Here is a 26934-nt window from a genome sequence, read left to right as displayed (position 1 = left end):
CGCGGAAAACTGTCGAAGGCGGGGTGGGTCCGGTTGCGGGGGTGTCCGCGGCATGGATGCCGCGGCCAAGCCTCCATGGATGGATTCACGGCGTCCCCCGTAACCGGGCCCACCCCGCCATCCCAGCAGGAAGCCAGCTGTTGCTGTTGCGGTTGCCGGCCAGCGGCCGGCACTACCGCGGGCGCCGGGCGCAGCCCGGCCGTATCATCCCCTCATGCCGCGTGAAAACCTCAACGACCTGCAAGCCTTCGTCCACGTTGCCCGCGAAGGCAGCTTCACCAAAGCCGCTGCCCAGCTGGGCGTCTCCCAGTCCGCCCTCAGCCACGCCATGCGCGGGCTGGAAGAGCGACTGGGCGTGCGCCTGTTGACCCGCACCACCCGCAGCGTCGCCACCACCGAGGCCGGTGCCCGCCTGCTGGAAACCCTGGCCCCGCGCCTGGCAGAGATCGAAGACGAACTGGCCGCGCTGGCCGAGTACCGCGAGCGCCCCGCAGGCACCATCCGCATCAACGCCACCGGCCACGCCGCCGAATACCTGGCCTGGCCCAGGCTGGCGCCGCTGCTGCAGCAGTACCCGGACCTGAAGGTCGAGCTGACCACCGATTACGGCCTGGCCGACATCGTCGCCGAGCGCTACGACATCGGCATCCGTCTCGGTGAGCGCCTGGCACGCGACATGGTGGCGCTGCCGATCAGTCCGCCGCTGCGCATGCGCGTGGTGGGGGCACCGTCGTACTTCCGCCAGCACGTGGCGCCGGTGCATCCGCACGATCTGGCCGCGCACAACTGCATCACCCTGCGCCTGCCCACCCATGGCGGCCTGATGCCGTGGGATTTCGGTCAGGATGGCCACGAACTGAGCATCCGCGTCTCCGGCCAATGGACCTTCAACACCATGGGCATGACGCGGGCTGCGGCGCTGGCCGGCAGCGGACTGGCCTGGCTGCCCGAAGACCAGGTGCAGGCGGCCCTGCTGGAAGGCCGCCTGCAATCAACACTGGATGACTGGTGCCCGCACTTCGATGGCTACTACGCGTATTACCCGTCACGCCGGCACGTCACCGTGGCGATGCGTACGGTGCTTGATGCGCTGCGCGGACCGATGGTGGGGTGAGGCGTGCGGACCAACGGTCCGCACCCACCACAGGACGAGAGTCCGCACCCACCACAGATCGAAAGTCCGCGCCCACCAAAGATCGAAAGACCACACCCAGCACAGGACGAAAGTCCGCACACACTGCGATCAGCCCTTGGCCTGCGCTGCGCGCTGCGCGTTGTAGCGCTCGCCGACGATGGCGATCTCCTGCAGCGTCTGCGCGATGCGCTCCAGCTCGGCGGGAGACAGCTGCAGGTCGGCGGCGGCAAGGTTCTCTTCCAGGCGATGGATCCTGGTCGTCCCCGGAATCGGCACGATCCACGGTGCCCGCGCCAGCAGCCAGGCCAGCGCGACCTGTGCCGGGGTGGCGCCCCGCGCCGCCGCGATCGTGGTGATGCGGTCAACCAGCGCTTGATTGGCGCGACGCGCTTCCACTTCGAAGCGTGGCACGGTGTTGCGGAAATCGTTGTCGGCGAAGGTGGTGTCGGCGTTGATCGCGCCAGTCAGGAAGCCGCGACCGAGCGGGCTGAACGGCACGAAGCCGATGCCGAGTTCCTGCAGCGCCGGCAGCAGTTCGCGTTCCGGTTCGCGCCACCACAGCGAGTACTCACTCTGCACTGCGGCCACCGGTTGCACGGCATGCGCGCGACGCACCGTGGCGGCGCTGGCTTCGGACAAGCCGAAGTGGCGCACCTTGCCCTCGGCGATCAGGTCACGCACGGTGCCGGCCACATCCTCGATCGGCACGTTCGGATCCACGCGGTGCTGGTAGAACAGGTCGATGTAGTCGGTGCGCAGGCGCTTGAGGCTGGCTTCGGCCACCGCACGGATGTTCTGCGGACGACTGTCCAGGCCGGTGTCGACCTGTGCGTCCTTGAAGCCGAACTTGGTAGCGATCACCAGCTTGTCGCGGTGCGGTGCCAGCGCCCTGCCGAGCAGGTCTTCGTTGGTATACGGTCCGTAGACTTCGGCGGTGTCGAAGAAGGTCACGCCGCGCTCGACCGCGGCGTGCAGCAGGGCGATGCCCTGGCTCTGCTCGACGGCGGGACCGTAGCCGTGGCTCAGGCCCATGCAGCCCAGGCCCAGGGCGGAGACTTTCAGGCCGCTGCGGCCGAGTTCACGTGTCTGCATCGTCGTGCTCCAGTAGGGGAGCGATGACGATACGCCTGCAGGGGCAGCGGATTGAACGACCTGGATGGCAGTCGGTCATGACTGGATTTCATGAATGCCGTCCTGCCGCCCGCACCAATTCTGCATCCGGTGGACGAGTTACCTACGCTACCTTGGACGGCAGCTGATAACGTACTTTGCTGCCCTCCAGTGTGATCCATTTCTTCTGCTGCAGTTGCTGGATGAGCGCAGTGACATCCTTTGCGGGAAGTGCCTTCTGAAACAGGCTGTTGATCGCGCAGGTGAGCGACTTCATTGAAGCCGGCCGCGCCTTGCCCTGCTTCACCAACACTGCATGTACGCGTTGCAGGCGCGCGTCGACACTCAACGCTGGCGGCTTGGCCTTCGATACGACCGGCGTCGGTGGCTTGGCCGGAGCCTGCTGCGTGCCACGGAGCATTGGCAGATCGGCAACGGATGCGCACCGCAGGACGTTGAGACGCCGCGATTGCAGGTGCGCCACCAGTGGATCGAAGCCGGTGTCCCTCGAAACGATCTGGAAGAATGCGCTGGGATCGACCGCAGCCATCTCGCCGATGTAAAAGGCGATATGGAAATCCAGCGCGTTCGACCCGCTACCATTGCAACGCACATAGCGTCCGTTGCCACCCAATGCCTGGACTGCCTCGGCAACATCCATGCTGATCCGCGATTGCGATGCGCCAACGAAGATCAGCACGGTGAAACCAGGGGCAACCAACTCCTTGAGAGACGGAGGCTGCACATTCTCGTAATCGATGAGCACGACGTTGCGAGCACGCGGCATATCCATATGCACCCCATTTACGATAGTCAGCCAGCGGCGGGCGGCGCCCTCACCGGACCTCTGAAATCTCCACGCCATCCAACCCCTGCGACAGGGTGCGGGCATCGCCGCCCTGGCTGAGCTTGATGCGCAGGCGCACTTCGTTCTGCGAATCGGCGTAGCGCAGTGCGTCCTCGTAGCTGATCTCACCGGCCTGGTACAGCTCGAACAGGCTCTGGTCGAAGGTCTTCATGCCCAGCTGGACCGATTCCTTCATCAGCTCCTTCAGCTTGTGGATCTCACCGTCGCGGATGTAGTCCTGCACCAGCGGCGTGCCCAGCAGGATCTCCATCGCCACCTTGCGCGAGCGGCCATCCGGCGAAGGAATCAACTGCTGCGCGACCACGCCCTTCAGGTTCAGTGACAGATCCATCAACAGCTGGTTGCGGCGATCTTCCGGGAAGAAGTTGACGATGCGGTCCATCGCCTGRTTGGCGTTGTTGGCGTGCAGCGTGCACAGCACCAGGTGACCGGTTTCAGCGAAGGCGATGGCGTGGTCCATGCCCTCGCGGGTACGCACCTCGCCGATCATGATCACRTCSGGCGCCTGGCGCAGSGTGTTCTTCAGCGCGKYKTCCCAGCTGTCGGTATCGATGCCGAGATCGCGCTGSGTGATGATGCAGCCCTCGTGCTTGTGCACGCATTCGATCGGATCTTCGATGGTGATGATGTGCCCGGTCGAATTCTGGTTGCGGTAACCGATCATCGCTGCCAGCGAGGTTGATTTACCGGTACCGGTAGCGCCGACGAACAGGATGATGCCGCGCTTGGTCATCGCCAGCGTCTTGATGATCGGCGGCAGGCTCAGCTCTTCCACGGTGGGAATGCGCGTCTCGATGCGACGCAGCACCATGCCGACCTGGTTGCGCTGGTAGAAGCAGCTCACGCGGAAGCGGCCGACGCCGGACAGGCCGATGGCGAAGTTGCATTCGTGGGTCTTTTCGAATTCCTCGCGCTGCGCCGGCGTCATCACGTTCAGCACCAGGTCGCGGCTCTGCTGCGGCGTCAGTGGCGTCTGGGTGATCGGCGAAATCTTGCCGTTGACCTTGATCGCCGGCGGCATGCCGGCAGTGATGAACAGGTCCGAGGCGCGCTGGTGCGCCATCAGCTTGAGGAACGAGGTGAAATCGATGGTGGTCGCGGTGGTGTTCACGGCGGGCTCCCAATGGGGCATGTACCAGGAATCGGTCGGTGGAGGAAACAGCGCGGGGCCGGCGACGTATTCGCGCGCCCTGCCCCGCCATTGCCTCGCCTTACTCGAACAGACGCTTGTCCTTGGCGTATTCGCGGGCCTGGTTGCGGGTGATCAGGCTGCGCTTGACCAGGTCCTGCAGGTGCTGGTCCAGGGTCATCATGCCGTACTGCTGGCCGGTCTGGATGGCCGAATACATCTGCGCCACCTTGTCCTCGCGGATCAGGTTGCGGATGGCCGGGGTACCCACCATGATTTCCCACGCAGCGGTACGACCGCCACCGACCTTCTTCAGCAGCGCCTGCGAAATGACCGCGCGCAGCGATTCGGACAGCATCGAGCGCACCATCGGCTTCTCGCCGGCCGGGAACACGTCGATGATGCGGTCGATGGTCTTGGCCGCCGAACTGGTGTGCAGGGTGCCGAACACCAGGTGGCCGGTTTCCGCGGCGGTCAGCGCCAGGCGGATGGTTTCCAGGTCACGCAGTTCGCCGACCAGGATGATGTCCGGGTCCTCACGCAGTGCCGAACGCAGCGCTTCGTTGAAGCCGTGCGTATCGCGGTGCACTTCGCGCTGGTTGATCAGGCACTTCTGCGAGGTGTGCACGAATTCGATCGGATCCTCGACGGTGAGGATATGGCCGTATTCGTTCTTGTTGATGTAGTCGATCATCGCCGCCAGCGTGGTGGACTTGCCCGAGCCGGTCGGGCCGGTCACCAGAATCAGGCCCTGCGGCTGCTGGATCACCTCGCGGAACAGCGGCGGGCAGGCCAGGTCTTCCAGGGTCAGCACTTCGGACGGAATGGTACGGAACACCGCACCGGCGCCACGGTTCTGGTTGAACGCATTGACACGGAAGCGCGCCAGCRACGGGATCTCGAAGGAGAAATCGACTTCGAGGAATTCCTCGTAATCGCGGCGCTGCTTGTCGGACATGATGTCGTACACCAGCGCGTGGACCTGCTTGTGGTCCAGGGCTGGAATGTTGATCCGGCGAACATCACCGTCCACGCGGATCATCGGCGGCAGACCTGCGGACAGATGCAGGTCGGACGCTTTGTTCTTTACGGAAAACGCCAACAGCTCGGCGATATCCATGAGCGGCTACTCCCCAATAACGGCTTCGACTGGAAGGATCTTTCCCCGGGCGGCAGTATAGCYTCCTGATTGAACGGAACGCGTTACGTGGCCACTCCCCTGCCCCAGATCCTGAGCAACCTGCACAACGCCGCCGCTGCCGCCGGGCGGCCACCGCCGCGCCTGCTGGCGGTGTCCAAGACCCAGCCGGCCGAGGCCGTGGCTGCGCTTGCCGCGCAGGGCCAGACCGCGTTCGGCGAAAACTACGTGCAGGAAGCGCTGGCCAAGATGCAGGAACTGCAGCCGCTGGGCCTGGAATGGCACCTGATCGGCCACCTGCAGTCGAACAAGGCCGAACCGGTGGCCACGCACTTCGACTGGGTGCAGAGCGTGGACCGGCCCAAGCTGGTCGCCGCGCTGGCCCGCTACCGCCCCGCTGAACGCGGCCCGCTGAACGTACTCATCCAGGTCAACATCGATGACGAGTCGAGCAAGCACGGCTGCGCGCCGGACGACGTGGACGCGCTGGCGGCAACCATCGCCGCCGAGCCGAACCTGCGCCTGCGCGGCCTGATGGCGATTCCTGCGCCGTGGCCCGACGCCGAGCGCCGGCGCGACGCGTTCGTGCGCATGCGCACACTTTTCGAGGCGCTGGCTGCCGCTCATGCCCAGGTGGACACCCTGTCGATGGGCATGAGCAGCGACTACGCTGAAGCGATCGCCGAAGGTGCCACCCTGGTGCGCATCGGTACCGCCCTGTTCGGCGCGCGTCCGCGCCCGGCCTGATTCCAAGGAGATTCCCATGGCAGCTGATTCCATCACCTTCATCGGCGGCGGCAACATGGCCCGCAGCCTGATTGCCGGCCTGATCCGGCAGGGCGTGCCGGCCGCGCACATCCACGTGGCCGAACCGGTGGCCGAACTGCGCGAAAAGCTGGCTGCCGATTTTGGCGTGCAGACCCACGACAACGCGGCCGCTGCGGCGGCGCAGGGCAACACGTGGCTGCTGGCGGTGAAACCGCAGGTGCTGCGCGAGGTCTGCCAGTCACTGCAGGTGTTGGCGCAGACACAGGAGCCGTTGGTGATCTCGATCGCCGCCGGCATCACCAGCCCGCAGCTGCAGCGCTGGTTGGGTGGCACGCTGCCGGTGGTGCGCGCGATGCCCAACACCCCGGCCCTGCTCGGCGCCGGGGTCACCGGCCTGTATGCCACGCCAGCGGTGGATGCGCAGCAGCATGCGCAGGCCGAACGCGTGCTGGCCAGCGCGGGACGCACGGTGTGGATCGACGACGAAGCGCAGATGGATTCGGTCACCCCCGTATCCGGCAGTGGCCCGGCCTATGTGTTCCTGCTGGCCGAAGCAATGGAAGCGGCCGGCATCGCACAAGGCCTGCCTGCAGAAGCGGCGCGCACGCTGGTGGTGCAGACACTGCTGGGCGCCTCGCGCATGCTGGACGAAGCCGGTGAAAGCCCAGCCGAACTGCGGCGCCGGGTGACCTCACCCAACGGCACAACCCAGGCGGCGATCGAAAGCTTCCAGGCAGGTGGGTTTGAAGCGTTGGTGGAAAAGGCACTGCGTGCCGCGCAGGTGCGTGGGCAGGAACTGTCTGCCGCCAATGATTGAAACAAGTGTGCCGACCAACGGTCGGCACCCACCGCCATCCACGCATGCGTGGATCTACGTGCCCAGCCTGGCCATGACGAAATCAACGAAACACTRCAGCCGCGGTCGGGGGCGACGGTCGGGCAGGTAGATCAGGTGCATCGGCCGTGGCTCGGGCAGATAGTCGCGCAGCAGTGGCTTCAATCGTCCCGCTGCGATTTCACCGGCAAGCAGCGCGGTCGGCTGCAGCACCAGGCCTGCGCCCGCCACGGCTGCTTCGCGGAGCGCGTAACCGTCATTGCTGGTCAACCGCGCTTCCCAATCGACCTGTTCGCCATTGGCCAGCTGCCAACCGTGACCGCCGCGCCAGGCCAGGTGGCTCAGGCAATCATGTCCTTCAAGATCGGCGGGCGTGCGCGGCGTACCACGGCGGCGCAGGTACGACGGTGATGCACACAGACTCATCGCATACGGCGGCAGCGGCCGCGCCACCAGTTCCTGCGACGGCAGCGGACCGACGCGGATGGCTGCATCGAAGCCATCCTCGATCAGGTCGATGCGGCGATTGCTCAGGTCCAGCTCGATGTTCAGCAGCGGCTGTGCCCGCAGCAGATCGCTCAACACGGGAGCCAGCACGCAGCTGCCCCAGGTGGTCGGCGCACTGACCCGCAACAGCCCGCGTGGCTGCACCTGCAGCCCGGCCACGTCCGCCTCGGCCTGCTGCACCTGTTCCAGCACCTGCCGGCAACCGGCCAGGTAGGCAGTGCCGGCTTCGGTCAGGCGTTGGCGACGGGTGTTCCGCTGCAGCAGCGCGGTGCCCAGGTGCGCTTCCAGCTGCTGGATGTACTTGCCGACCATCACCGCCGACACCTGCAGGTGGCTGGCGGCAGCGGAAAAACTACCGTGCTCGGCCACGGCGACGAAGGCCTGCATGCAGCGCAAGGTATCCATTGCAAATCCATGGTTAGGAATATGYGAATCATAAGCCACTTACCAAACCAACCGGTGACAGCGCAGACTGCATCCATCCCCTCTCGCAAGGAGCTGTCATGAAGATTCTTCTCGTCGGTGCCAGCGGCACCCTCGGCCAGGCGGTCGCCCGCCACCTGGGCCAGCAGCACGACATCCTCGCTGCCGGCCGCCACAGCGGTAGCCTGCGCGTGGACCTCACCGACGACGCCAGCGTGCGCGAACTGTTCGCGCAGACCGGCCCGGTCGATGCGGTGATATCCACCACCGGCAAGCTGCATTTCGGCCCGTTGCAGCAGATGACACCCGAACAGTTCAACGTCGGCCTGCAGGACAAGCTGCTCGGCCAGGTACGCCTTGCACTGGCCGCGCAGCACCATCTCAACGCTGGCGGCTCGATCACCCTGACCAGCGGCATCGTCAGCGCGCAGCCGATCCGCGATGGCGCCAACGCCACCGCCGTCAACCATGCGCTGGAAGGTTTCGTGCGGGCGGCGGCGCTGGAACTGCTGCCGCGCGGGCTGCGCATCAACGTGGTCAGCCCGAACGTGCTGGTGGAATCGATGGAAGCCTACGGCCCCTACTTCCCCGGCTTCGAAGCGGTGACCGCACAGCGCGCGGCGCTCGCCTTCCAGCGCGCGGTGGAAGGCATCCAGAGCGGCGAAACCATCACCGTCTGGTAACGAGCGTGCCGACCAGGGTCGGCACCCACCAGCACGGTCAGCCCCAGCGCATCGGGCCGTCGCCGCGCTCGCCGAGCACGTCATCCGGGTTGGCCAGGCGGCAACGCTTCAGTGACAGGCAACCGCAGCCGATGCAGCCGGTCAGCTCGTCGCGGAGCAGCTGCAGCATGTGGATGCGTTCCTCCAGTTCCACCTGCCAGCGTGCCGACAGCTTGGCCCAGTCGGCCTTGGTCGGCGCCCGCCCCTGCGGCAGGCTCTCGAACGCACGTGCCACCGCTTCCAGCGGCATGCCCACGCGTTGCGCCACGCGGATCACCGCCAGCCGGCGCAGCACGTCGCGGGCGTAGCGGCGCTGGTTACCCGACGTGCGCAGGCTGCTGATCAATCCCTTGCGCTCGTAAAAATGCAGCGCAGAGACGGCCACGCCGCTGCGACGGGCGACATCGCCGACGCTCATGTCCTGTGCCAGCATCGATTGACCTCAACTTTGGTTGAGGTGGCATGCTGCTACCATCGCCGCCAGATGACAAGCGCGGCCCGTCCGCCTCCGCAGGAACCCGATGCCCTCCCCCGCTGCCACGGCCGATCCGGTCGATTCCTCCATCCTGTCCGCGCGCTACCGCGCCACCACCCTGGGCATGGTCGCCCTGGTCTCCCTGCATGCCTTCGAGGCACTGGCGGTGGCCGCAGCAATGCCGACCGTGGCCGAGGCCCTGGACGGCCTGCGCCTGTATGCGTTGGCCTTCGGCGGCACCTTGGCCACCAGCGTGATCGGCATGACCCTGGCCGGCCGCTGGGCCGACCGCCACGGCCCCGCACGCCCGCTATGGTGGGGCCTGGCCTGCTTCGTGCTCGGCCTGCTGCTGGCGGGCTTCGCCCTGCGCATGGGCATGCTGGTGGCCGGACGCCTGCTGCAGGGCCTGGGCGCAGGCGCCATTTCGGTGTCGCTGTATGTGATGGTCGGCCGGACCTATCCCGAGCATCTGCGGCCGAAGGTCTTCGCCGCGTTCTCTGCCGGTTGGGTGGTTCCGTCGATGATCGGCCCGGCGCTGAGCGGTGTGATCGTGCAGCATCTTGGCTGGCGCTGGGTGTTCCTGGCGGTGCCGTTGCTGGCGATACCGGCCGGCCTGCTGCTGCGACCGGCGCTGGCGCGCATGCAGGCTGCAGCCACGGATGTTGCCGATGATGGCCGCGGCAACATCGTGCGCTGGGCCAGCGGCGCCTCCCTGGCTGCCCTGCTGCTGTATCTGGGCGGGCAACAACAGGGCGTACCGGCACTGCTGTGCATCGGCGTGGCGATGCTGGCGCTGCTGTTCTGCGTGCATCGCCTGTTGCCCGCCGGCACCCTGCGCCTGCGCCGTGGCCTGCCCAGTGTGATCGCATTGCGTGGTGTGGCCGCTGCCGCGTTCTTCGCCTGCGAGGCCTACCTGCCCCTGCTGCTGCAGCGCGAGCGTGGGCTGTCACCCAGCTGGGCCGGTGCCGTGCTGAGCCTGGGCGCGCTGGGCTGGTTCACCGGCTCGTGGCTGCAGGGTCACCAGCAGCGCGGCTGGTCGCGGCAGCAACTGCTGCGCGTGGGCACACCGCTGATGACCGTGGGCATCGCCGCGACGCTGGCGGTGCTGTTCACTGCGGTGCCACTGCCGGTCGCCCTGGTCGGCTGGACACTGACCGGCTTCGGCATGGGCATGATCTACGCCAGCCTTTCGGTGCTGACGCTGTCACTGTCACCACCACACGAACAGGGTGCGAACACCTCGGCCCTGCAGTTGAGCGAAGCACTGTCGGTGACCACCGCACTGGCGGTATCCGGCGCGCTGTTCGCACTGTTCGTGGAAAGCGCCCCGCATACCGGTTACATCCTGTGCCTGGCCATCACCCTGGGCCTGGCGGTGTTCGCCACGGTGATCGCACGTCGCGTGTAGACGCCCCGGAGAGCGTCCCGTTACGGCCTCGCCACCGTACCCACTTCATCGATGTCCTGGTGCAGGATGCGGCGCACTTCCAGCACTGCCTGCGGCGTCTCCTGCACGCTGTGGCCGGAGATGATCACCTTCTCCGACAACGCGCCCGGCAGGTGCGAGCTCCAGTAAGGCACCAGCCCATCGTCGGATTTCTCCACCGGCAGTTCCGGTTTGCGCTGGGCGATGATGGAGTGGTACTTCAGGCCCGGCGTGATCGGCAGCTGCGCAGCGGCTTTCACGAATGGGTCGCTGGCCTTGAGGTTGTCGATGCTGTTGGGAATCTTCGGCTTGGCCGTGCCATCCGCCTGCTGCTCGGCCTGTGCCAGTGCCAGGAACACATCCTCGAACTTGCCGAGGATGGTCAGCGGCAGGCGCACCAGGCGGCCGATCAGGCGGCCGACCTTGTTGCCGGCGATGTCCGTGCCCTGGTGCGGGGCGGCGATGAAGATCGCACGCTCCACGTTCGGTTCGGCCTTGAAGTGCAGCAACGGACCCAGCTTGGACTGCACCCGCTTCAGGCGTTCGCCCTTCAGGTTGTAGTTGGCCAGCAGATCATTCCACAGCACATCGCCGGAATCRCTGACCAGCAGGCGCGCCAGCACGCCACCCATGCTGTGGCCGATGTAGACCATGTCCTTCGAGGCGCGCGTGCTGCCGTTGGGGTCGAAGTGCTGCAACGTGTCGTTGAATGCGTTGGCGATCTCGTAGCGGTTCAGCGCGATCGGCGCATTGGTCGGGTAGTACACCTGCCACACCTGGAACTGCTGGCGCAGTTCGGGGTCACCCATGATCTCGTTGGCCAGGTTCACCCACGCTTCCGGGCTGCTGCCCAGGCCATGCAGCATGAAGATGATGCGGCGGTTCGGATCCCATGGCTGCATCAGGTAGATGTGCGGCTCGCCGATGCCCTCGCTCATGCCGAACAGGGTACGCAGCGACTGCGTGGCGAATCCGCTCTGCGCCAGCCACAGACCGTAGGCGGCGGTGAAGTTGCCCGCCAGCGGCACCTCTTCGCCATGCAGGGTGATGCGCTCGGTGGCCTCGGGCGAATAGCCATCCAGCAGCACCTGGCGGGTGCGCATCACGTCTTCCAGCGTGTTGCCTTCAAAACGCAGCAATGCCGTAACGTTGATCGAGGACATCTCGCTGTACTCGGGCACCGAATCATCGTGCTGGTGGCGGCGTCCGCGGCGGACGCCCTCCTCCTGCTCGTCCTTGGTGGCCTGCGCCTGTGCCGTTTCGGCCTTGGCCCCTTCCGCGGCGACGGCAGGCACCACCAGCTTCGGCGGGTCCATCACCATCACCAGCTCGGCGCCGAAACCATCGCGGCGATAGGTGCTGCGCATGCCGACGAAGCTGACGGTACCGGCCGGCACCAGCTGCTTGGGGATGCTCTTCAATGAAAGGCGCTGGAAATCGGAAGCCAGCGTCCAGCTGCCCGCCGACACCGGCTTGGTGTAGTCCTCGCCGGCCAATGCTGCGGCACGGGCACGCGCGAACAACACCACGGCGGCCTTCTCGGCAGCATAGTTGTAGTAATCGCGTACCTGCGTCTGCCGATCCTCGAACGCGCGATCGGAGGGCGAGCGCCCGCTGTAGAACAGATAGGCATAGCCATAGCGCGCCGCCTCCAGCCATGCATCCAGCGCTGCATCGCTCATCGGCGGTTCGTTGGCCGCCTGCTTCTTCGACGTCAATGCCAGAGCGGCCTTCACCCACAGCTCGGACAGCGTCGACAACCGCTGCTCGACGTTGAGGTCATCGGTCATCAACAGCGTGCTGCGGCAGACCAGGAAGTCCTTCTCGCACTGTGATTCGTCCAGCCCGGCCGCACTCAGTGTCTCGCGCGAGGCGGGGCTGAGCTTGCCGGTGTTGAGCACATCGGCGCGCTTGTTGACCAGGTAATCGCTGGACGCCACCTGCTTGACGGTGACCATCGCGCAGCCGCTGCCGCCCAGCAGCAGGAAAGCAGCCAACAACGCCGGCAGCGCGCGCTGCCAGCGGAACAGGATCATCGGGGTCATTGCTGCGGGTCCTGCTCGGTGCCAGGGATGCCCTGGCGGATCACGGTGGAGAAGTCATCGTCGGGTGCCATCTTCAGCGCGCGCTCGGTGATGCGGCCCTTGGCATGCAGTTCGGCGTACGGCACGCCAGGCGTGAGCGCGCCCACCTCCTGCGCGTACTCGGCCAGGTAGCCCGAGGCCAGCAACCGGTAGTCCAGCGGCAGGCGCGGGGCGATATGCCGCGCCAGGTCGAAGACAATCGTGGTGCAGTTGCTGGTCAGCGTGTTGTAGAAGCCGGGCGTGGCATCAAGCTGGCGTGCTTGGTCGATGTAGGCAGCAAACAGGGTCTTGAGCTGGTTGCGGTCCATGCCGTGCAGGCGGTACAGGTAGACATCCTCGCCGCGCGCGTTGGTGCGCGTGCGGATGATGTCGGTTTCTTCGGACGCGACCAGCGTCATCTCGAACTTGYGGAAGAAGCCGCCCAGTGCCGAGAACGATTCACCACGCTCCTTGCGGATTTCCAGCGAGAACACCAGGTGGCGCCCGTCCTCGAATCCGAACGAGACCAGGGTGTGGGCGATCGCCGGGCCCATCCAGTACGACAGCACCAGGTCGGCCGAACGCAGCTGGTCCAGGTCGTAGCTGCGGCGCACCCAGCGCGCGTCGTAGTCGGTCTCGGTGCGCCAGGTGAAATCGCGCACGTTATCCAGCACCACGTGGCGGCCATCGAAGGATTCCACGTGCAGGCGCTGCGCCACGTCATCGGCCCAGTCGCGGTCCTGGCGTGGGGTCAGCAGCAGCCACCACAGCCCCGCCAGCGCCAGAGCGCCGGCAAAGGCCGCCCACAACCGGCGCGTGCCACGGCCGCGCGCCACCTGCCAGGCCGCCCAGGCGGCGGCCAGCAGCCACAGCATCGCCGCGGTCACGCCCAGCCAGCCTGGCCCGGGCATCTGGTAGGTCAGCAGACCGGCCACCCACAGCGCCAGCAGCACCATCACACATCCTGTCATCCATCGTCCTGCGGCTTTCACTGGCATCCTGTCGGGGTCCCGGGGCGGCATAGTTAGCCACAAGCCGCCTCACGGCGACATCTACGACGGTTCAGGCTGGCGCCTGCGGGCGCATACTGGCGTCCACCAAGGTGTACAGGGAGCGAGGATGGGCATTACCACCGTGGCCGGCGTCGCCGTGCAGGCGCAGCACCGGGCCAGCTGTCATTGCGGCACCGTCGAGCTGCTGCTGGACCTGCCCGAGGGCATCGTCGACCCGCGCCGCTGCGACTGTTCGATGTGCCGGCGCCGCGGCGCCATCGCCGCCAGCGTGGCCGAAGACGGGCTGCATATCGTGCGTGGCCAGGCCCATCTGCGCCTGTACCAGTTCAATACGCACGTGGCCGAGCACTACTTCTGCGACGTCTGTGGCATCTACACGCACCACCGCCGCCGCTCCAACCCGGACCAGTACGGCTACAACGTGGCCTGCCTGGAAGGCATCGATCCGTTCGCGCTGGGAACGATTCCGGTCAATGACGGGGTGAACCACCCCGCCGACCGCACCGGTTAGTGGCGGCTGCGCCTGGGCGGCGGCGCGACCTTCTGCCACGGGGCCATGCTGGCCCGGCCGACGCGCAACGGACGCTTCAACGGCGTTCGACGCGTGGGCAGGTCCGCTGCAGGCGGCAGCGTCGCGGCGGGCAGCGCAGGGCGTGAGGGCCAGAGTCGGTCAAGCAACCACATGGCAGGTCTCCGTGGGGGACGGGGACGATCACCCTACCGATGCCCGGGCCAAGACCGGGTGATGGCGTTGCGGCAGGCCGATGACAACCGACGGCCCTGGCCTCCTCAGTGCACCGGCCGCGCCCTGCCCATCCGCCGTACCAGCACGAAGAACAGCGGCACCAGCACCACCGCCAGCACCGTTCCGGAGAGCATGCCGCCGATCACGCTCATGCCGATTTCACGCCGGCTGACCGCGCCGGCGCCGGTGGCCAACGCCAGCGGGATGACGCCTGCCACGAAGGCCAGCGAGGTCATCACGATCGGCCGCAGGCGCAGGCGCGCGCCCTGCAGTGCCGCTTCCACCGCTGAACTGCCGGCGCGGTAGCGTGCTTCGGCGAACTCCACGATCAGGATCGCGTTCTTTGCCGACAATCCAATCGTGGTCAGCAATCCCACCTGGAAGTAGATGTCATTGACGAAGCCCGCAGCCGTGGTCGCCAGCACCGTACCGATCACGCCCAGCGGAATCACCAGCACCACCGCTACCGGCACCGTCCAGCTCTCGTAGAGCGCGGCCAGGCACAGGAAGATGAAGGCAATCGAAGCGGCGTACAGGTACAGCGTCTGGTTGCTGGCCAGTTGCTCCTGATAGGACAGCCCGCTCCATTGCAGATCGAACCCGGGTTGATCGGCCACCAGTGCCTGCATGCGCTGCATCGCTTCACCCGAGCTGCGCCCCTCGGCCGCGCTGCCCTGGATCTGCATCGCCGGCAGGCCGTTGAAACGCTGCTGCAGCTGCGGCCCACGCGCCCAGTGGCTGCTGGCAAAGCTGGCGAACGAGGCCATCTGACCGTTGCCACCGCGCACGTACCACTGGCCGATGTCGTCGGGCACGCTGCGGTAAGGCTGGTCGCCCTGCATGTAGACACGCTTGACCCGGCCGCGATCCAGGAAATCATTGATGTAGCTGCCACCCCAGGCGGCAGACAGCGTGGAATTGATGTCGGCCTGTGCCAGGCCCAGCGCGCTGGCCTGGGCGTGGTCGATGTCCAGCCGCAGCTCGGCCTTGTCGCCCAGCCCGTTCAATCGCACCGAGGTCAGTCCGTCGTCTTCGCCGGCCGCGCGCACCACCTGCTCCTGCGCGGCCTGCAACGCCACGCGTCCGGCCGCGCTGGTGTCCTGCAGCCACAGCTCGAAACCGCTGGACTGCCCCAGGCCGCGCACTGCCGGCGGCGCCAGCACGTTGACCTTGGCATCGGGCAGCTTGCGGAAATAGGCATTGGCGCGCGCGATGATCGCCGCTGCGGTGTTGTCGCCCTTGCGCTCGTCCCAGGGCTTGAGTGCCAGGAAGCCCTGCCCCGCATTCTGGCCGGTACCGGCGTTGTTGCGACCGACCACCACGAACACCACGTCCAGGTTCTGCTTCTCGTGCTCCATGAAGTAACGGCTGATCTGCTCGCCCAGCGCCTCGGTGCGCGCCATCGGCGTGCCTTCAGGCGTGGAGAACTGGAAGGTCACCTGGCCCTGGTCCTCCACCGGCAGGAAGCCGGTGGGCATGCGCGCGTACAAGGCGATCATGGCGATCACCAGCAACAGGTAGAACGCCATCCAGCGCCGCGGACGTGACACCACGCCACCGAGCTTGCCCTGGTAGGCCGACTGGMTGCGTTCGACGCCACGGTTGAACGCGGCGAAGAAACGCCCCGGGGGGTTCTGCGCCGASGASGGCTTGAGCAGAGTGGCGCACAGCGCCGGKGTCAGGGTCAGCGCGACCAGCGCCGACAACGCCATGGCCGATGCAATCGTGATCGAGAACTGCCGGTAGATGATGCCCGTGGAACCGCCGAACAGCGCCATCGGCAGGAACACCGCACCGAGCACCACGGTGATGCCGATCAGCGCACCGGTGATCTCGCCCATCGACTTCTCGGTTGCCTCGCGTGGCGGCAGATGCTCTTCGTGGATGATGCGTTCCACGTTCTCCACCACCACGATCGCATCATCGACCAGCAGGCCGATGGCCAGCACCATCGCAAACAGCGTCAGGGTGTTGATGGTGAAACCGGCCAACGCGAGGACGCCGAAGGTACCCAGCAGCACCACCGGCACCGTGATCGCAGGAATCAGGGTGGCGCGCAGGTTCTGCAGGAACAGGAACATCACCACCACGACCAGTACGATCGCCTCGATCAGGGTGTGGATGACCCCTTCGATGGAGACCCGTACGAACGGCGTGCTGTCGCGTGGATAGGCCACCTGCAGCCCGGGCGGGAACGTAGGCCGCAGCCGTTCAAGCTCGGCGCGTACTGCATCGGCAGTGGCCAGCGCGTTGGCGCCGGAGGCCAGGGTCACCGAGAAACCCGCAGCCGGATAGCCGTTGAGGAAGCTGCTGGTCTGGTAATTCTCCGCGCCGATCTCGACCCGCGCCACGTCGCCCAGGTGCACCGCCGCGCCGCTGGGCAGCGTGCGCAGGATGATCGCGCGGAACTGTTCCGGAGTCTGCAGGCGCGACTGCGCGGTGACGGTGGCATTGAGGCTCTGCGTCGCACTGGACGGCAACGCCCCCAGCTCGCCGGCAGTGACCTGGGTGTTCTGTGCCTGGATCGCGCTGCGCACATCCGACGGCATCAGGTCGTAGGCACGCAGCTTGTGCGGATCCAGCCACACCCGCATCGCATAGGCCGAACCGAACACATTGATCTCGCCGACGCCAGCAATGCGGCTGATCGGATCCTGCACGTTGCTGACCAGGAAATCGGAAACGTCCACTCGCTCCATGCGCCGGCTGGTGTCGTACAGCGAAACCACCATCAGCGAGTCGCCCTGCGACTTGGCCACGGTCACGCCCTGCTGCTGCACTTCCTGCGGCAGGCGGTTGATGGCCTGGTTGACGCTGTTCTGCACCTGTACCTGGGCGATATCGGGGTTGGCGCTCTGGTCGAAGGTGACCGTGATCCGCGCCTGTCCCGAAGACGAACTGGTGGAGGAAAAATACAGCAGGTGGTCGATGCCCTTGATCTGCTGCTCGATCACCTGGGTGACGCTGTCTTCCACCGTCTGTGCAGACGCGCCGGTGTAGTTGGCGGTGATGTTGACCTGCGGCGGTGCGATGTCCGGGTACTGCTCGACCGGCAGCTGGGTCACCGCAATCGTGCCGAACGCCATGATGCAGATCGCCAGTACCCAGGCGAATACGGGGCGGTGGATGAAGAAGCGCGGCAGCATGCGCTCAGTCCTTTCCGGCCGGCGCAGCCACGGGCGCCGTCTTCATCCGCACCAGCATGCCGTCGGCAAGGCCCTGCGCCCCCGCCACCACCACCTGCTCGCCAGCACTGATGCCATCAAGCACCAGCCACTGGTTGCCGACCGCGCGGGCGGTGCGGAAGGTGCGCAGCCGCGCCTTGCCCTCCTTGTCGACCAGCCACGCCTGCGCCTCGCCCTTGGCACTGCGGTCCACCGCCGACTGCGGTACCAGCAACGCCTGCTGCTGCGTGCCCTGGCCTACCTGCGCGCGCACGTACATGCCCGGCAACAGCTGTCCCTCGGGGTTGGGGAACTGCGCGCGCAGGGTGATGCTGCCGGTCTCCTGCTGCACATCGATGTCGGCAAATTCCAGCGTGCCCGGCAGCGGGTAGTCGGTGCCATCTGACAGGCGCAGCCGCACCGGCGCGCTGTTGGCCTGCACGCCCCCCTCGGCAATGGCGCGACGCAGCGCCAGGTACTCGTTGCTGGACTGGGTGATGTCCACGTTCATCGGGTCGACCTGCTGGATCCGCGCCAGCGGATCGGCCTGGGCGGATGTCACCAGCGCCCCCGGGGTGAACAGCGCGCGCCCGATGCGACCGGCAATCGGTGCGGTGACCGTGGCAAAACCGAGCCGCGTACTGGCGGTATCGCGCGCTGCCTGCGCAGCCTGCACGGCCGCAGCCGCCTGCTGGCCACTGGCGATGGCATCGTCCACGTCCTGGCGCGCGGCCAGCTGGTCCTTGCCCAGCGCCTGCATCCGCTGCGCCCGCAGGCGAGCGGTCACGGCGGCCGCTTCGGCGGTCTTCAGATTGGCCTGCGCCTCGTTCAGGGCGGCCTGGTACAGCGCCGGCTCGATCTGGAACAGGGGCTGCCCGGCCTTCACCAGCTGCCCCTGCTCGAACAGGCGCTTCACCAGCACCCCGTCCACCTGCGGGCGTACATCCGATTCCTGCGAGGCAATGGTGCGTCCCGGCAGTTCCTGCTGCAGCGCCAGCGTCTGGTTCTGCAGCGTCAGCACGGTCACTTCCGGCGTCGCCTTGCCTGGTTTGGGTGCGTCCTTGCCGCAGCCGGCCAGCAGGGTAGCCAAGGCAAGCACCAGCAGCGGCCGGCGCCAGCCCGCGGCAGGCAGGGAGAAGTACGGAAGGGTCATCGGCAGCAGGTTCCACGCGCGGGGGGAGCGTTCGGCGCCGAATATAGAAGACAGCGCGCTGCRATCCAGCGAAAAACGCATGAAACATTTTTCATTTGCAGTGCACACCCGTGGTTGCGAGGATGCGCAGGTCCCAATCTGCAAAGTGGCCCATGCCGCGCGTACTCACCATCGAGGACGACCTTGTCACCGCGGAGGAAATCGCCACCGAGCTGCGCAGCCACGGCTTCGAGGTGGATCTGGCCAGCGACGGCAGCAGTGGCCTGGCGCTGGCACGTTCAGGCGACTACGCGGTGATCACCCTGGACCGCATGCTGCCCTGCATCGACGGGCTGGCCCTGGTCACCACGCTGCGCCATGAAGGCATCGCCACGCCGGTGTTGATGATCAGTGCGCTGTCGGACGTGGATGAACGCGTGCGTGGCCTGCGTGCAGGTGGCGACGACTACCTGACCAAGCCGTTCGCCTCCGATGAAATGGCCGCCCGCGTGGAAGTGCTGATCCGGCGCCAGGGCCAGGCCGCTGCCAGCGACAAGGTGCTGCGCGCCGGCGACCTGGAACTGGACCTGATGAGCCGCTCGGTACGCCGTGGCGGCCAGGAGATCAACCTGCTGCCGACCGAGTTCAAGCTGCTGGAATTCCTGGTCCGCAATGCCGGCCAGGTGGTCACCCGCACCATGTTGTTCCAGGAAGTCTGGGGCTACCACTTCGATCCGGGCACCAACCTGATCGACGTGCATATCGGCCGGGTGCGCAAACGCATCGAACAACCCGGCCGGCCGCAGCCGATCTTGACCGTACGTGGAACCGGTTATGTCTTCGACGCGCAGTCCTGACCATTGGCGCTCATCCAGCAGCCGCCTGCTGGGCCTGTACTGCATCCTGTTCGTGGCCTGGTCCAGCCTGCTGCTGGGCGTGATGTACTGGCGCATCTCGGACTACCTGAACGACCTGACCGAATCGGGCCTGCAGCAGCGCGCCCATCTGTTCATGAGTTTCGACGGCCCGGCGCTGGATGACGCGCTGCGCGACAGCCAGCGCTTCGACCTGCACCAGGTGTATACGTACGGGCTGTTCGACAAGGCCGGCGTGGCGATGGCGGGCCCGCTGACGGCCATCCCCGAAGGACTGCCGCTGGATGGCAACTCGCATCAGGTAGCGGGTTGGACGCTGGTCGATGGCCGCCACGAGAGCGGTGGCAGCGCGCTCGGCGTGGTGACCCGGGATGGCCGGACACTGGTGTTCGTGCGCCAGAACGGCAAGCTGATGGCGGTCAACAGCATCATCCTCGATGCACTGCTGTGGGGTGTGTCACTGACCGTCATCCCCGGGCTGGTGGGCTGGCATCTGCTGCGCCGGCGCCCATTGAAGCGGATCCAGCAGATCGAAGCGGCCACCAACCGCATCATTGCCGGCGACCTCGGGCAACGCCTGCCGGTATCCAACCGACGCGATGAGATCGATCGGCTGTCGAGCATCGTCAATGCCATGCTGGAACGCATCGAACAGCTGATGACCGAGGTCAAAGGCGTGTGCGACAGCATCGCGCATGACCTGCGCACACCGCTCACGCGCCTGCGTGCACACCTCTACCGCATGCGGGTTGGCCTGGGCGAGCACGACCCGCATGCGGACCCGCTGGACAAGGCGCTGGCGGAGACCGACATGCTGATGGCGCGCTTCRCCGCCCTGCTGCGCGTGTCCGAGCTGGAAAGCCACCAGCGCCGTTCGGCCTTCGACGAGGTCGACATCGCCGACCTGCTGCAGGAACTGCACCAGTTCTACCTGCCGTTGGCCGAAGAGAAGCAACAGGATCTGCAGCTGCAGGTGGCGCCGCAGATCGGCATGCTGCGCGGCGACCGCGAACTGCTGTTCGAAGCGGTGGCCAACCTGCTGTCCAACGCGCTGCAGTTCACGCCTGCGCACGGACGCATCCTGCTGCGCGCGATGGACGACCACGGCGCGCCCCGGATCGATGTGATCGACAACGGGCCGGGCATCCCGCCGCAGGACCGCACCTTGATCTACCAGCGCTTCTTCCGCGGCAGCAGCAGTGCCGGGCAAGGGCCCGGCTTTGGCTTGGGGCTGTCGATCGTGGCCGCCATTGCCGGGCTGCACGGCTTCCGTGTCCGCGCCGGCAGCGCGCCCGGCGGCGGCGCCTGGATGAGCATCCGCGGCGCCGCAGACGGCCTGCCCTGAAGCCGGGCTCATCACCGGCAAGTGCATTTGGGAATCATTTGTATTTGGAAGCGGGCATCCGGATAATCCGCCGTCACCGCCCTTCCCGGATTCCCCACGATGCCTGCCCTGCCGTCGCGCCGCCCGCTGCTGTACACGCTGTTCCTGCCCACCCTGCTGGCGTCGGCCATCGCCCAAGCCCAGGACGGCACTGCGGCCCGGACCCTGGACAAGGTGACCGTGGTGGCCGAGCGCGCCAGCACCGCGACCAAGACCGACACCGCCCTGACCGAGACGCCGCAGGCGATCAGCGTGGTCACCCAGCAGCTGTTCACCGATCGCGGCGCACACAACCTGCAGGAAGTGCTGCGCTACAGCGCCGGTGTCACCGCCGACGCCTGGGGCCTGGACACCCGCAATGACGCCAGTTCGGTACGTGGCCTGGACCCGGTGCAGTACCAGGATGGCCTGCGCCGCAGCTACGGCTTCAGCCCGCTGGCACGCCCGGAGGTATACGGCCTGGAACGGGTGGAAGTGCTGCGCGGCCCGTCATCGGTGCTGTACGGAGCGGGCGCCACCGGCGGCATCATCAACGCCATGAGCAAGCGCCCGAGCTTCGGCGCCGCCAGCGGTGAGGTCGGCCTGCAGCTGGGCAGCTTCGATCGTCGGCAGCTGCAGGGCGACATCGGTGGTGCGCTGAATGACGACGGCACGGTTGCCGGGCGTTTGGTCGGTCTGGTCCGCGAATCGAACATGCAGACCGATGTCCTCAAGGACGACCGCGTGTATCTGGCACCCTCGATCAGCTGGCGCGGTGAACGCAGTACGCTGACCCTGCTGGCCAGCTACCAGCACGACAAGACCGGCTCCAGCCAGCAGTTCCTGCCGCTGGCCGCCACCCTGCACGCAGCGCCCGGTCGCCGTCTGGATCCGACCACCTTCATCGGCGATGCCGGTTTCGACCGCATCGATTCGCGCGTATACAGCCTGACCGCCCTGTTCGATCATCGCTTCAACGATGCGGTCAGCCTGCGCTCGGCGGTGCGCTACATCGACGGCAAGACCACCCTGCAGCAGTTGTATGTGGACAGCTACAGCAACCCGGAAAACCCCTTCATCGATGCCGACCGGCGCGTGGTCAACCGCACCGCCTACGGCACGCAGCCGGACATCCAGGTGATCAGCGCCGACAACGCGGTGCAGTTCGACTTCGCCACGGGCGCCTTCCAGCACCTGCTGCTGGCCGGCGTGGACTACAGCCAGTACAAGGAGCAGCTGCAGCGGCTGGATGCCACCGGCACGCCCATCGACGTCTACGCACCGGTATCGACCGCCCCGACGGTACGTGGCTGGGAGCGCCAGCCGGACCAGGAGTCTTCCCAGCTGGGCGTATATGTGCAGGACCAGATCCGCTGGGCTGATCGCGTGTCGCTGGTGCTGGGTGCGCGTCGCGACCATGCTCGTTCGAAGACCGAAGGCCAGCCCAGCCAGACCGACGATGCCACTACCTACCGTGCCGGACTGATCGGCGACGTCGGCGGCGGCGTATCGCCTTACCTGAGCTACAGCGAATCGTTCCTGCCGGTGTCCGGCCAGGATCTGTTCGGCAATGCTTTCAAGCCGATGCGCGGACGCCAGGCCGAAGGTGGCATCAAGTGGCAACCGGCCCGCAACATGCTGTTGACCCTGGCCGCCTACCGCATCACCGAGACCAACCGCCAGACCAACGATCCGAACAACGTTCTGAACGTCGTCCAGACCGGCCAGATCCGTTCCAAGGGCGTGGAGCTGGAGGGCCAGTTCCAGTTCGCCAACGACCTTACGGTCACTGCGGCTTACGCGCGCAACGAAGCCGAAGTCAGCCGCAGCAACTTCGCACTGGAAGTGGGCGAACGCCTGAACGACACCCCGCAGGACCTGGCCTCGGCCTGGGTGTCCAAGGGCTTCCAGCTGGATGACGCCGCACGGATGAAACTCGGCCTGGGTGTCCGCCATGTCGGCAACACGGTGTCGCTGGGCAACGGCGGCCGCGTCATCACCCCCAGCTACACCCTGGCCGATGCGCTGGTGGAAGTGCAGGTGACCAACTGGACCTGGGCCTTGAACATCACCAACCTCACCGACAAGCGTTACTACGCGCCGTGCCGCACCTTCGGCGATTGTTTCGCCGGCTACCCGCGTGTGGTCACCGGCACCATCAGCTATCGGTTCTGAGCACGGCAACGGACGGCGACCGCCGCAGCAGCACATGCAGCAGCAGGGAGCTGCCGGCGGTCAGCGCCGACAACACGTGCAGCAGCTGCGCCAGCGCTTCGCCGCTGGCGCGCTGCAACTGCAGCGACGTTGACCCAGGCAGCAGCGGCTGGGCCGAATGCAGCGCACCGGTAGCCAGATAAACCGCGGCCTTGCCCACTGCCGGAGCGGATGCGCCCGGCAGGCGTTGACCGATGAGCGTCGCCAGCAATGCAGTCACCGCAGCAAGTGCGATGCCCTCGCCCGCTACCCGCACCGTGCCGAAGATTCCCGCCGCCATGCCCGCGCGTTGCACCGGCACTACGCTGACCGACAACCCGTCCATCAAGCCCCATGGCAATGCGGTGCCTGTACCGATCAGCACCAGCAGCGGGATCCATTGCGCCGGCAATGGATGTGCCGCCTGCCGCGACAGCAGATACAGCCCCAGCGCGCAGAGCAGCAACCCAGCCACACACAGGCGCGTGCTTCCCAGCCGGACGGCCCAGCGCGCAGCCAGCAGTGGCAGCACCAGCATCGGCGCGGACAGCGCCAGCATCTGCACGCCAACGGTGGCGACGCTCTGGCCATGCACGCCCAGCAACTGCAACGGCAGGACCACCAGCAGCACCACGTAGCCGAAGCAGGTTGCCACCGGCAGCAGCTGCACACCGACGAATGCCCGCTGTGCGAACAGCGAAAGATCGAGCAACGGCGCCGGATGCCTGCGCTCGATCAGCACGAACGATGCCGCCAGCAACACGGTCGCCAGCAATGCCCATCGCACCCGCGCTGCGTACAGGCCGAATTCGCCCAGCCACAACAGCGCCAATGTCAGCATGCTCAGTGTCAGGCTGAAAGCCAGCATGCCCGATACGTCCAGCTGCGCAGCCTGCCCGCGGCTCTCCGGCAGCACGCGGGCTGCCAGCGTGCACGCCAGCAGAGCCAGTACACCTCCGGCGGCAAACACGCTTCGCCAGCCCAGCGCCTCAAGCAGTACGCCTGCAAGTAGTGGCCCCAGCGCCAGGCCGGCACCGAAGGTCGTGCCCAGCAGGGCAAACACGCGCGTGCGGGCCTGGCCGTGCCACGCCTGCGCCAACGCGGCGCTGCCCGACGCCAATGCCGCCGCAGCGCCCACTCCTTGCAACCCGCGCGCCAGGTCCAGCCAGAACAGATCCGGCGCAAGGCAGACGAACATCGTCGCCAATGCGAAGCCGCCGCTGCCCAGCAGGAACAGGCGGCGCCGCCCATAGCGGTCCGCCAGCCCACCTGCCGCCAACAGCAGGCTGCCGAATCCGAGCATGAAGGCGTTGGTCACCCAAGCCAGCGAAGCGGGCGAACTGGCCAACTGGATGGCCAACACCGGCACCGCGACAGCGCCGGCCGAGAACGACAATGGCAACGCGAGTGCGGCCAGACACACCGACAACAGGGCCCAGCGCCGTTGCGCGGAGTGGGAATCGGTCAGAAAACGGGCCATCGCGGCCTCCTGCAAACGGGGCCATTGATGATGAACACGCCGCGATCCGGGAAAAACAGGCCCGCAGGCGTTTGATTACAGCCAGATGTTCCGCAATCATTCCGCCATGGACTCCATTTCCGCACTGCTGGCCTTCGTCCGCACCGCCGAGGCCGGCAGCATTGTCGGTGCCGCCCGGGTGCTGGGCCTGTCCGCTTCCGCAGTGGGCAAGCGGATCGCCCGCCTGGAGCAGGACCTGGGTACGCGACTGTTCCACCGCACCACGCGCCGCATGCACCTCACCGACGAAGGCGACCTGCTGCTGCAGCGCTGCCGCCGGGCATTGGATGAACTATCCGAGGCCCAGGCTGATCTTGCGCAACGCCAATTCGCTCCGCGCGGCCTGCTGCGGATTGGCCTGCCCACCATCGGCTACCGTTTTCTGCTGCCGGTGCTACCCGGCTTCCAGCAGCGCTACCCGCAGGTGCAGTTGGAACTTGATTTCAATGACCGCCTCGTGGATGTAGTCAGCGAAGGGCTGGATGCGGTGATACGCAGCGGTGAACTGGCCGATTCCAGCCTGATGTCGCGTCGCCTCGGCAGCTTCCACTTCGTGCTGTGCGCAGCGCCGGTGTACCTGCGAACACAYGGCTGGCCACAGTCGCTGCCGGAACTGCGTTCACTGCAGGCGGTGCGTTTCCGCTTCCCGACCACCGGCACGCTGCAGCCCTGGAGCCTGCCCGGCGTGAATGGCGATGCCGGCGCTGCTCTGGCTACGGCAATGACCTGCAACAACATGGAAGCGCTGCTGGCCGCGGCGATCGGTGCCATGGGCGTGGCCTGGATGCCTGATTTCCTGGCGGCCGAAGCACTGGCCGATGGCCGGCTGCAGCAGGTGCTGCCGATGCTGGAACGGCAGCACGGACAATTCTCACTGCTGTGGCCGGGCAATCGCCACCCCAGCGCGCGCTTGCGGGTGTTCATCGATTACACGGCCGAACATCTGTTCGCCCGTCCCCGCTGAGCAGACAGATGCACCGCCCGCCGCCGCTCCCGCGCACGACGCGCATTGCCACCCCCGAGGCAAGCGCCATCAGCGCACTCGTGGCTGACCACGAACAGGCGGCGGGCGATGCGGGTTGGCGTACCGGACAACTCTGGGACTGACCGGCGGATCATTGTGATCCCCACACATCGCCCACCACGGACAGCGGGTCACGAGATCCGCAGGCGCCATCCGTGCGCCTGCCGATCACGTGCCAGAGTTGATTGTGGGACGCCAATCCCAGCCGGCCGATGATGGCCGACGGGGGCATGCTGATTGCTGTCGCCGAGGCGGTATGTAGGGGTTGTCCGCGCCCGCGCCTCAGGCTTGCCGCAGGTGCGATTTCCAAGGGCAGAACTGCAGGCAAAGTCACACTCCGCAGGCATACTCACTGCGGATCAGCGTGCCGCCACTGCACGCAGCACAGATGCTCAGCTGGCAATCACGACACTACGGGTTGCGCTGCCATCGCCAGGAAATTCTGCAGCACCGGCGCAGGCGATTCCGGGCGCATGCAGAACTGCAACTCGAACGCAGCGTTGCCGCCATCCAGTGGTCGATAGACGATTTCTTCGGGACGGAACCCGGCCATGCTGGCCGGCACGATCGCCACGCCCGCTTCCACGGCCACCAGCGACAGCACTGCGTGCATACCCTGCGCTTCCTGCACGACCCGCGGCGTGAAGCCGGCAGCGGTACACAGGCCCAGCACCTGCGCGTGGAAGCCGATGCCTTCGGCCGACGGCCATGAAACGAACGGCTCGTCCACCAGCGCGGCGACATCCAGCCGTGGCCGTGCGGCCAGCCGATGCGCGCGCGGCAGGGCAATGGCCAGTCGATCATGGTCGAACGCCTGCAGATGCAGTTCTGCGGAAATGATCGGCGGAATCAGGATGCCCAGGTCGATGCGTCCCTCGCGCAGCCACTGTTGCTGCTGCCGCGAGGTGGCTTCGTGCAGATGCAGCTGCACCTGCGCAAACGCATGGCGGAACTGGCGGATCAGTGCCGGCAGGCGCCCATAGAGTGCGCTGCCGACGTAGCCGACACGCAGGCTGCCGGTCTGCCCTGCCGCCGCTTCCCGCGTGCGCTGCAGCGCCTGTTCGGCGTGCTGCAGGGTTGCACGCGCCTCCACCAGCAGCGTCTGCCCCGCTGCGGTCAGGCCCAGCGTGCGGTTGCCGCGTACGATCAGCCCGGTACCCACCTCGTCTTCCAGGCGCCGCATCGCCGCCGTCAATGGCGGCTGCGACATGTGCAGGCGTGCAGCAGCGCGATGGAAGTGCAGTTCTTCGGCCACCGCCACGAACTGGCGGAGCAGGCGCAGATCGATCATTTCATCGCAGGCAGGT

At 66.6% G+C, this 26934-nt stretch carries 22 protein-coding genes; 10 read left to right on the top strand and 12 right to left on the bottom strand.

Translation table 11 applies throughout. The annotated features are described in order from the left end of the window. The first annotated feature begins 214 nt into the window (after nucleotides 1-214). Nucleotides 215-1114, top strand: a complete 900-nt coding sequence (locus AC1DJN_RS02615) for a LysR family transcriptional regulator (protein WP_025874037.1) — start codon at nucleotides 215-217, stop codon at nucleotides 1112-1114. A 129-nt stretch (nucleotides 1115-1243) separates the two neighbouring features. Here AC1DJN_RS02615 and AC1DJN_RS02610 read toward each other — a convergent pair whose 3' ends face one another. The 4 genes from AC1DJN_RS02610 to AC1DJN_RS02595 all read right to left on the bottom strand — a co-directional run bounded on the left by AC1DJN_RS02610 (nucleotide 1244) and on the right by AC1DJN_RS02595 (nucleotide 5362). Then, nucleotides 1244-2227 (bottom strand): aldo/keto reductase, encoded by a 984-nt coding sequence (locus AC1DJN_RS02610; protein ID WP_263929774.1) that lies wholly within the window; start codon nucleotides 2225-2227, stop codon nucleotides 1244-1246. A gap of 142 nt (nucleotides 2228-2369) precedes the next feature. After that, a complete protein-coding gene (locus tag AC1DJN_RS02605; RefSeq protein ID WP_152543319.1) occupies nucleotides 2370-3038 on the bottom strand; it encodes a PIN domain-containing protein in 669 nt (222 codons plus the stop codon). 43 nt (nucleotides 3039-3081) lie between these two features. Further along, nucleotides 3082-4245, bottom strand: coding sequence for a PilT/PilU family type 4a pilus ATPase (locus tag AC1DJN_RS02600; protein WP_478038763.1), 1164 nt, complete (start codon nucleotides 4243-4245; stop codon nucleotides 3082-3084). Between the two features lie 79 nt (nucleotides 4246-4324). After that, a complete protein-coding gene (locus AC1DJN_RS02595) occupies nucleotides 4325-5362 on the bottom strand; it encodes a type IV pilus twitching motility protein PilT (RefSeq protein WP_478038761.1) in 1038 nt (345 codons plus the stop codon). Between the two features lie 87 nt (nucleotides 5363-5449). Between AC1DJN_RS02595 and AC1DJN_RS02590 the strand changes: the two genes are divergently transcribed. Both AC1DJN_RS02590 and proC read left to right on the top strand, forming a co-directional pair. Beyond that, entirely contained in the window at nucleotides 5450-6127 is a 678-nt protein-coding gene (locus AC1DJN_RS02590; RefSeq protein ID WP_032977304.1) for a YggS family pyridoxal phosphate-dependent enzyme, read from the top strand. A gap of 16 nt (nucleotides 6128-6143) precedes the next feature. Then, nucleotides 6144-6965, top strand: coding sequence for a pyrroline-5-carboxylate reductase (gene proC / locus AC1DJN_RS02585; protein ID WP_478038757.1), 822 nt, complete (start codon nucleotides 6144-6146; stop codon nucleotides 6963-6965). A gap of 54 nt (nucleotides 6966-7019) precedes the next feature. Here proC and AC1DJN_RS02580 read toward each other — a convergent pair whose 3' ends face one another. After that, nucleotides 7020-7895 carry a LysR family transcriptional regulator gene (locus AC1DJN_RS02580; RefSeq protein WP_478038755.1) on the bottom strand — a complete coding sequence of 292 codons (876 nt, stop codon included), beginning with the start codon at nucleotides 7893-7895 and terminating at the stop codon, nucleotides 7020-7022. 98 nt (nucleotides 7896-7993) lie between these two features. Between AC1DJN_RS02580 and AC1DJN_RS02575 the strand changes: the two genes are divergently transcribed. Next, nucleotides 7994-8596, top strand: coding sequence for a short chain dehydrogenase (locus AC1DJN_RS02575; protein WP_025874043.1), 603 nt, complete (start codon nucleotides 7994-7996; stop codon nucleotides 8594-8596). 37 nt (nucleotides 8597-8633) lie between these two features. Here AC1DJN_RS02575 and soxR read toward each other — a convergent pair whose 3' ends face one another. Beyond that, nucleotides 8634-9068, bottom strand: a complete 435-nt coding sequence (gene soxR / locus AC1DJN_RS02570; RefSeq protein WP_032951587.1) for a redox-sensitive transcriptional activator SoxR — start codon at nucleotides 9066-9068, stop codon at nucleotides 8634-8636. 88 nt (nucleotides 9069-9156) lie between these two features. Between soxR and AC1DJN_RS02565 the strand changes: the two genes are divergently transcribed. Next, a complete protein-coding gene (locus AC1DJN_RS02565; protein ID WP_099783070.1) occupies nucleotides 9157-10518 on the top strand; it encodes an MFS transporter in 1362 nt (453 codons plus the stop codon). Nucleotides 10519-10538: 20 nt separating this feature from the next. Here the strand turns inward: AC1DJN_RS02565 and AC1DJN_RS02560 are convergent, their stop codons facing one another. Both AC1DJN_RS02560 and AC1DJN_RS02555 read right to left on the bottom strand, forming a co-directional pair. Next, a complete protein-coding gene (locus AC1DJN_RS02560) occupies nucleotides 10539-12581 on the bottom strand; it encodes an esterase/lipase family protein (RefSeq protein WP_032977310.1) in 2043 nt (680 codons plus the stop codon). Next, nucleotides 12578-13555, bottom strand: a complete 978-nt coding sequence (locus tag AC1DJN_RS02555; protein WP_478038765.1) for an Lnb N-terminal periplasmic domain-containing protein — start codon at nucleotides 13553-13555, stop codon at nucleotides 12578-12580. The genes AC1DJN_RS02560 and AC1DJN_RS02555 overlap by 4 nt, the downstream gene beginning before the upstream one ends. A gap of 163 nt (nucleotides 13556-13718) precedes the next feature. Between AC1DJN_RS02555 and AC1DJN_RS02550 the strand changes: the two genes are divergently transcribed. Then, nucleotides 13719-14123: a GFA family protein gene (locus AC1DJN_RS02550; RefSeq protein WP_032977314.1), complete on the top strand. Its 405-nt coding sequence runs from the start codon at nucleotides 13719-13721 to the stop codon at nucleotides 14121-14123. 278 nt (nucleotides 14124-14401) lie between these two features. Here AC1DJN_RS02550 and AC1DJN_RS02545 read toward each other — a convergent pair whose 3' ends face one another. Then, a complete protein-coding gene (locus tag AC1DJN_RS02545; RefSeq protein ID WP_478038752.1) occupies nucleotides 14402-17503 on the bottom strand; it encodes an efflux RND transporter permease subunit in 3102 nt (1033 codons plus the stop codon). Between the two features lie 4 nt (nucleotides 17504-17507). Then, nucleotides 17508-18674, bottom strand: coding sequence for an efflux RND transporter periplasmic adaptor subunit (locus tag AC1DJN_RS02540; RefSeq protein WP_080150846.1), 1167 nt, complete (start codon nucleotides 18672-18674; stop codon nucleotides 17508-17510). Nucleotides 18675-18826: 152 nt separating this feature from the next. Between AC1DJN_RS02540 and AC1DJN_RS02535 the strand changes: the two genes are divergently transcribed. From AC1DJN_RS02535 to AC1DJN_RS02525, 3 genes are all read left to right on the top strand, one after another. Further along, the gene (locus AC1DJN_RS02535) at nucleotides 18827-19510 is read left to right on the top strand and encodes a response regulator transcription factor (RefSeq protein ID WP_442251284.1); all 684 of its coding nucleotides are present in this window, start codon (nucleotides 18827-18829) and stop codon (nucleotides 19508-19510) included. Then, nucleotides 19488-20873, top strand: a complete 1386-nt coding sequence (locus AC1DJN_RS02530; protein ID WP_478038748.1) for a sensor histidine kinase — start codon at nucleotides 19488-19490, stop codon at nucleotides 20871-20873. The genes AC1DJN_RS02535 and AC1DJN_RS02530 overlap by 23 nt, the downstream gene beginning before the upstream one ends. A gap of 99 nt (nucleotides 20874-20972) precedes the next feature. Next, nucleotides 20973-23066: a TonB-dependent siderophore receptor gene (locus AC1DJN_RS02525; protein ID WP_442251286.1), complete on the top strand. Its 2094-nt coding sequence runs from the start codon at nucleotides 20973-20975 to the stop codon at nucleotides 23064-23066. Here AC1DJN_RS02525 and AC1DJN_RS02520 read toward each other — a convergent pair. Next, a complete protein-coding gene (locus AC1DJN_RS02520; RefSeq protein WP_442251287.1) occupies nucleotides 23050-24564 on the bottom strand; it encodes an MFS transporter in 1515 nt (504 codons plus the stop codon). The genes AC1DJN_RS02525 and AC1DJN_RS02520 overlap by 17 nt on opposite strands. Nucleotides 24565-24670: 106 nt before the next feature. Here AC1DJN_RS02520 and AC1DJN_RS02515 point away from each other — a divergent pair, with 106 nt between their 5' ends. Beyond that, nucleotides 24671-25567: a LysR substrate-binding domain-containing protein gene (locus AC1DJN_RS02515; protein ID WP_059063312.1), complete on the top strand. Its 897-nt coding sequence runs from the start codon at nucleotides 24671-24673 to the stop codon at nucleotides 25565-25567. A 463-nt stretch (nucleotides 25568-26030) separates the two neighbouring features. Here AC1DJN_RS02515 and AC1DJN_RS02510 read toward each other — a convergent pair whose 3' ends face one another. Beyond that, nucleotides 26031-26918 (bottom strand): LysR family transcriptional regulator, encoded by an 888-nt coding sequence (locus AC1DJN_RS02510; protein WP_032977321.1) that lies wholly within the window; start codon nucleotides 26916-26918, stop codon nucleotides 26031-26033. Nucleotides 26919-26934: the final 16 nt, after the last annotated feature.

This window comes from Stenotrophomonas sp. 05L414_2, assembly GCF_056397905.1.
Note: the sequence above shows the minus strand (reverse complement) of the source record. Positions and strands in the feature narration are given on the sequence as shown.

What these genes read in the sequence shown, in the direction of transcription:
- AC1DJN_RS02605 (WP_152543319.1), bottom strand. Translation starts at nt 3,038, where the DNA reads ATGGATATGCCGCGTGCTCGCAACGTCGTGCTCATCGATTACGAGAAT.
- AC1DJN_RS02575 (WP_025874043.1), top strand. Translation starts at nt 7,994, where the DNA reads ATGAAGATTCTTCTCGTCGGTGCCAGCGGCACCCTCGGCCAGGCGGTC.
- AC1DJN_RS02525 (WP_442251286.1), top strand. Translation starts at nt 20,973, where the DNA reads ATGCCTGCCCTGCCGTCGCGCCGCCCGCTGCTGTACACGCTGTTCCTG.
- AC1DJN_RS02520 (WP_442251287.1), bottom strand. Translation starts at nt 24,564, where the DNA reads ATGGCCCGTTTTCTGACCGATTCCCACTCCGCGCAACGGCGCTGGGCC.
- AC1DJN_RS02535 (WP_442251284.1), top strand. Translation starts at nt 18,827, where the DNA reads ATGCCGCGCGTACTCACCATCGAGGACGACCTTGTCACCGCGGAGGAA.
- soxR (WP_032951587.1), bottom strand. Translation starts at nt 9,068, where the DNA reads ATGCTGGCACAGGACATGAGCGTCGGCGATGTCGCCCGTCGCAGCGGC.
- AC1DJN_RS02510 (WP_032977321.1), bottom strand. Translation starts at nt 26,918, where the DNA reads ATGATCGATCTGCGCCTGCTCCGCCAGTTCGTGGCGGTGGCCGAAGAA.
- AC1DJN_RS02550 (WP_032977314.1), top strand. Translation starts at nt 13,719, where the DNA reads ATGGGCATTACCACCGTGGCCGGCGTCGCCGTGCAGGCGCAGCACCGG.
- AC1DJN_RS02565 (WP_099783070.1), top strand. Translation starts at nt 9,157, where the DNA reads ATGCCCTCCCCCGCTGCCACGGCCGATCCGGTCGATTCCTCCATCCTG.
- AC1DJN_RS02615 (WP_025874037.1), top strand. Translation starts at nt 215, where the DNA reads ATGCCGCGTGAAAACCTCAACGACCTGCAAGCCTTCGTCCACGTTGCC.
- AC1DJN_RS02540 (WP_080150846.1), bottom strand. Translation starts at nt 18,674, where the DNA reads ATGACCCTTCCGTACTTCTCCCTGCCTGCCGCGGGCTGGCGCCGGCCG.
- AC1DJN_RS02610 (WP_263929774.1), bottom strand. Translation starts at nt 2,227, where the DNA reads ATGCAGACACGTGAACTCGGCCGCAGCGGCCTGAAAGTCTCCGCCCTG.
- proC (WP_478038757.1), top strand. Translation starts at nt 6,144, where the DNA reads ATGGCAGCTGATTCCATCACCTTCATCGGCGGCGGCAACATGGCCCGC.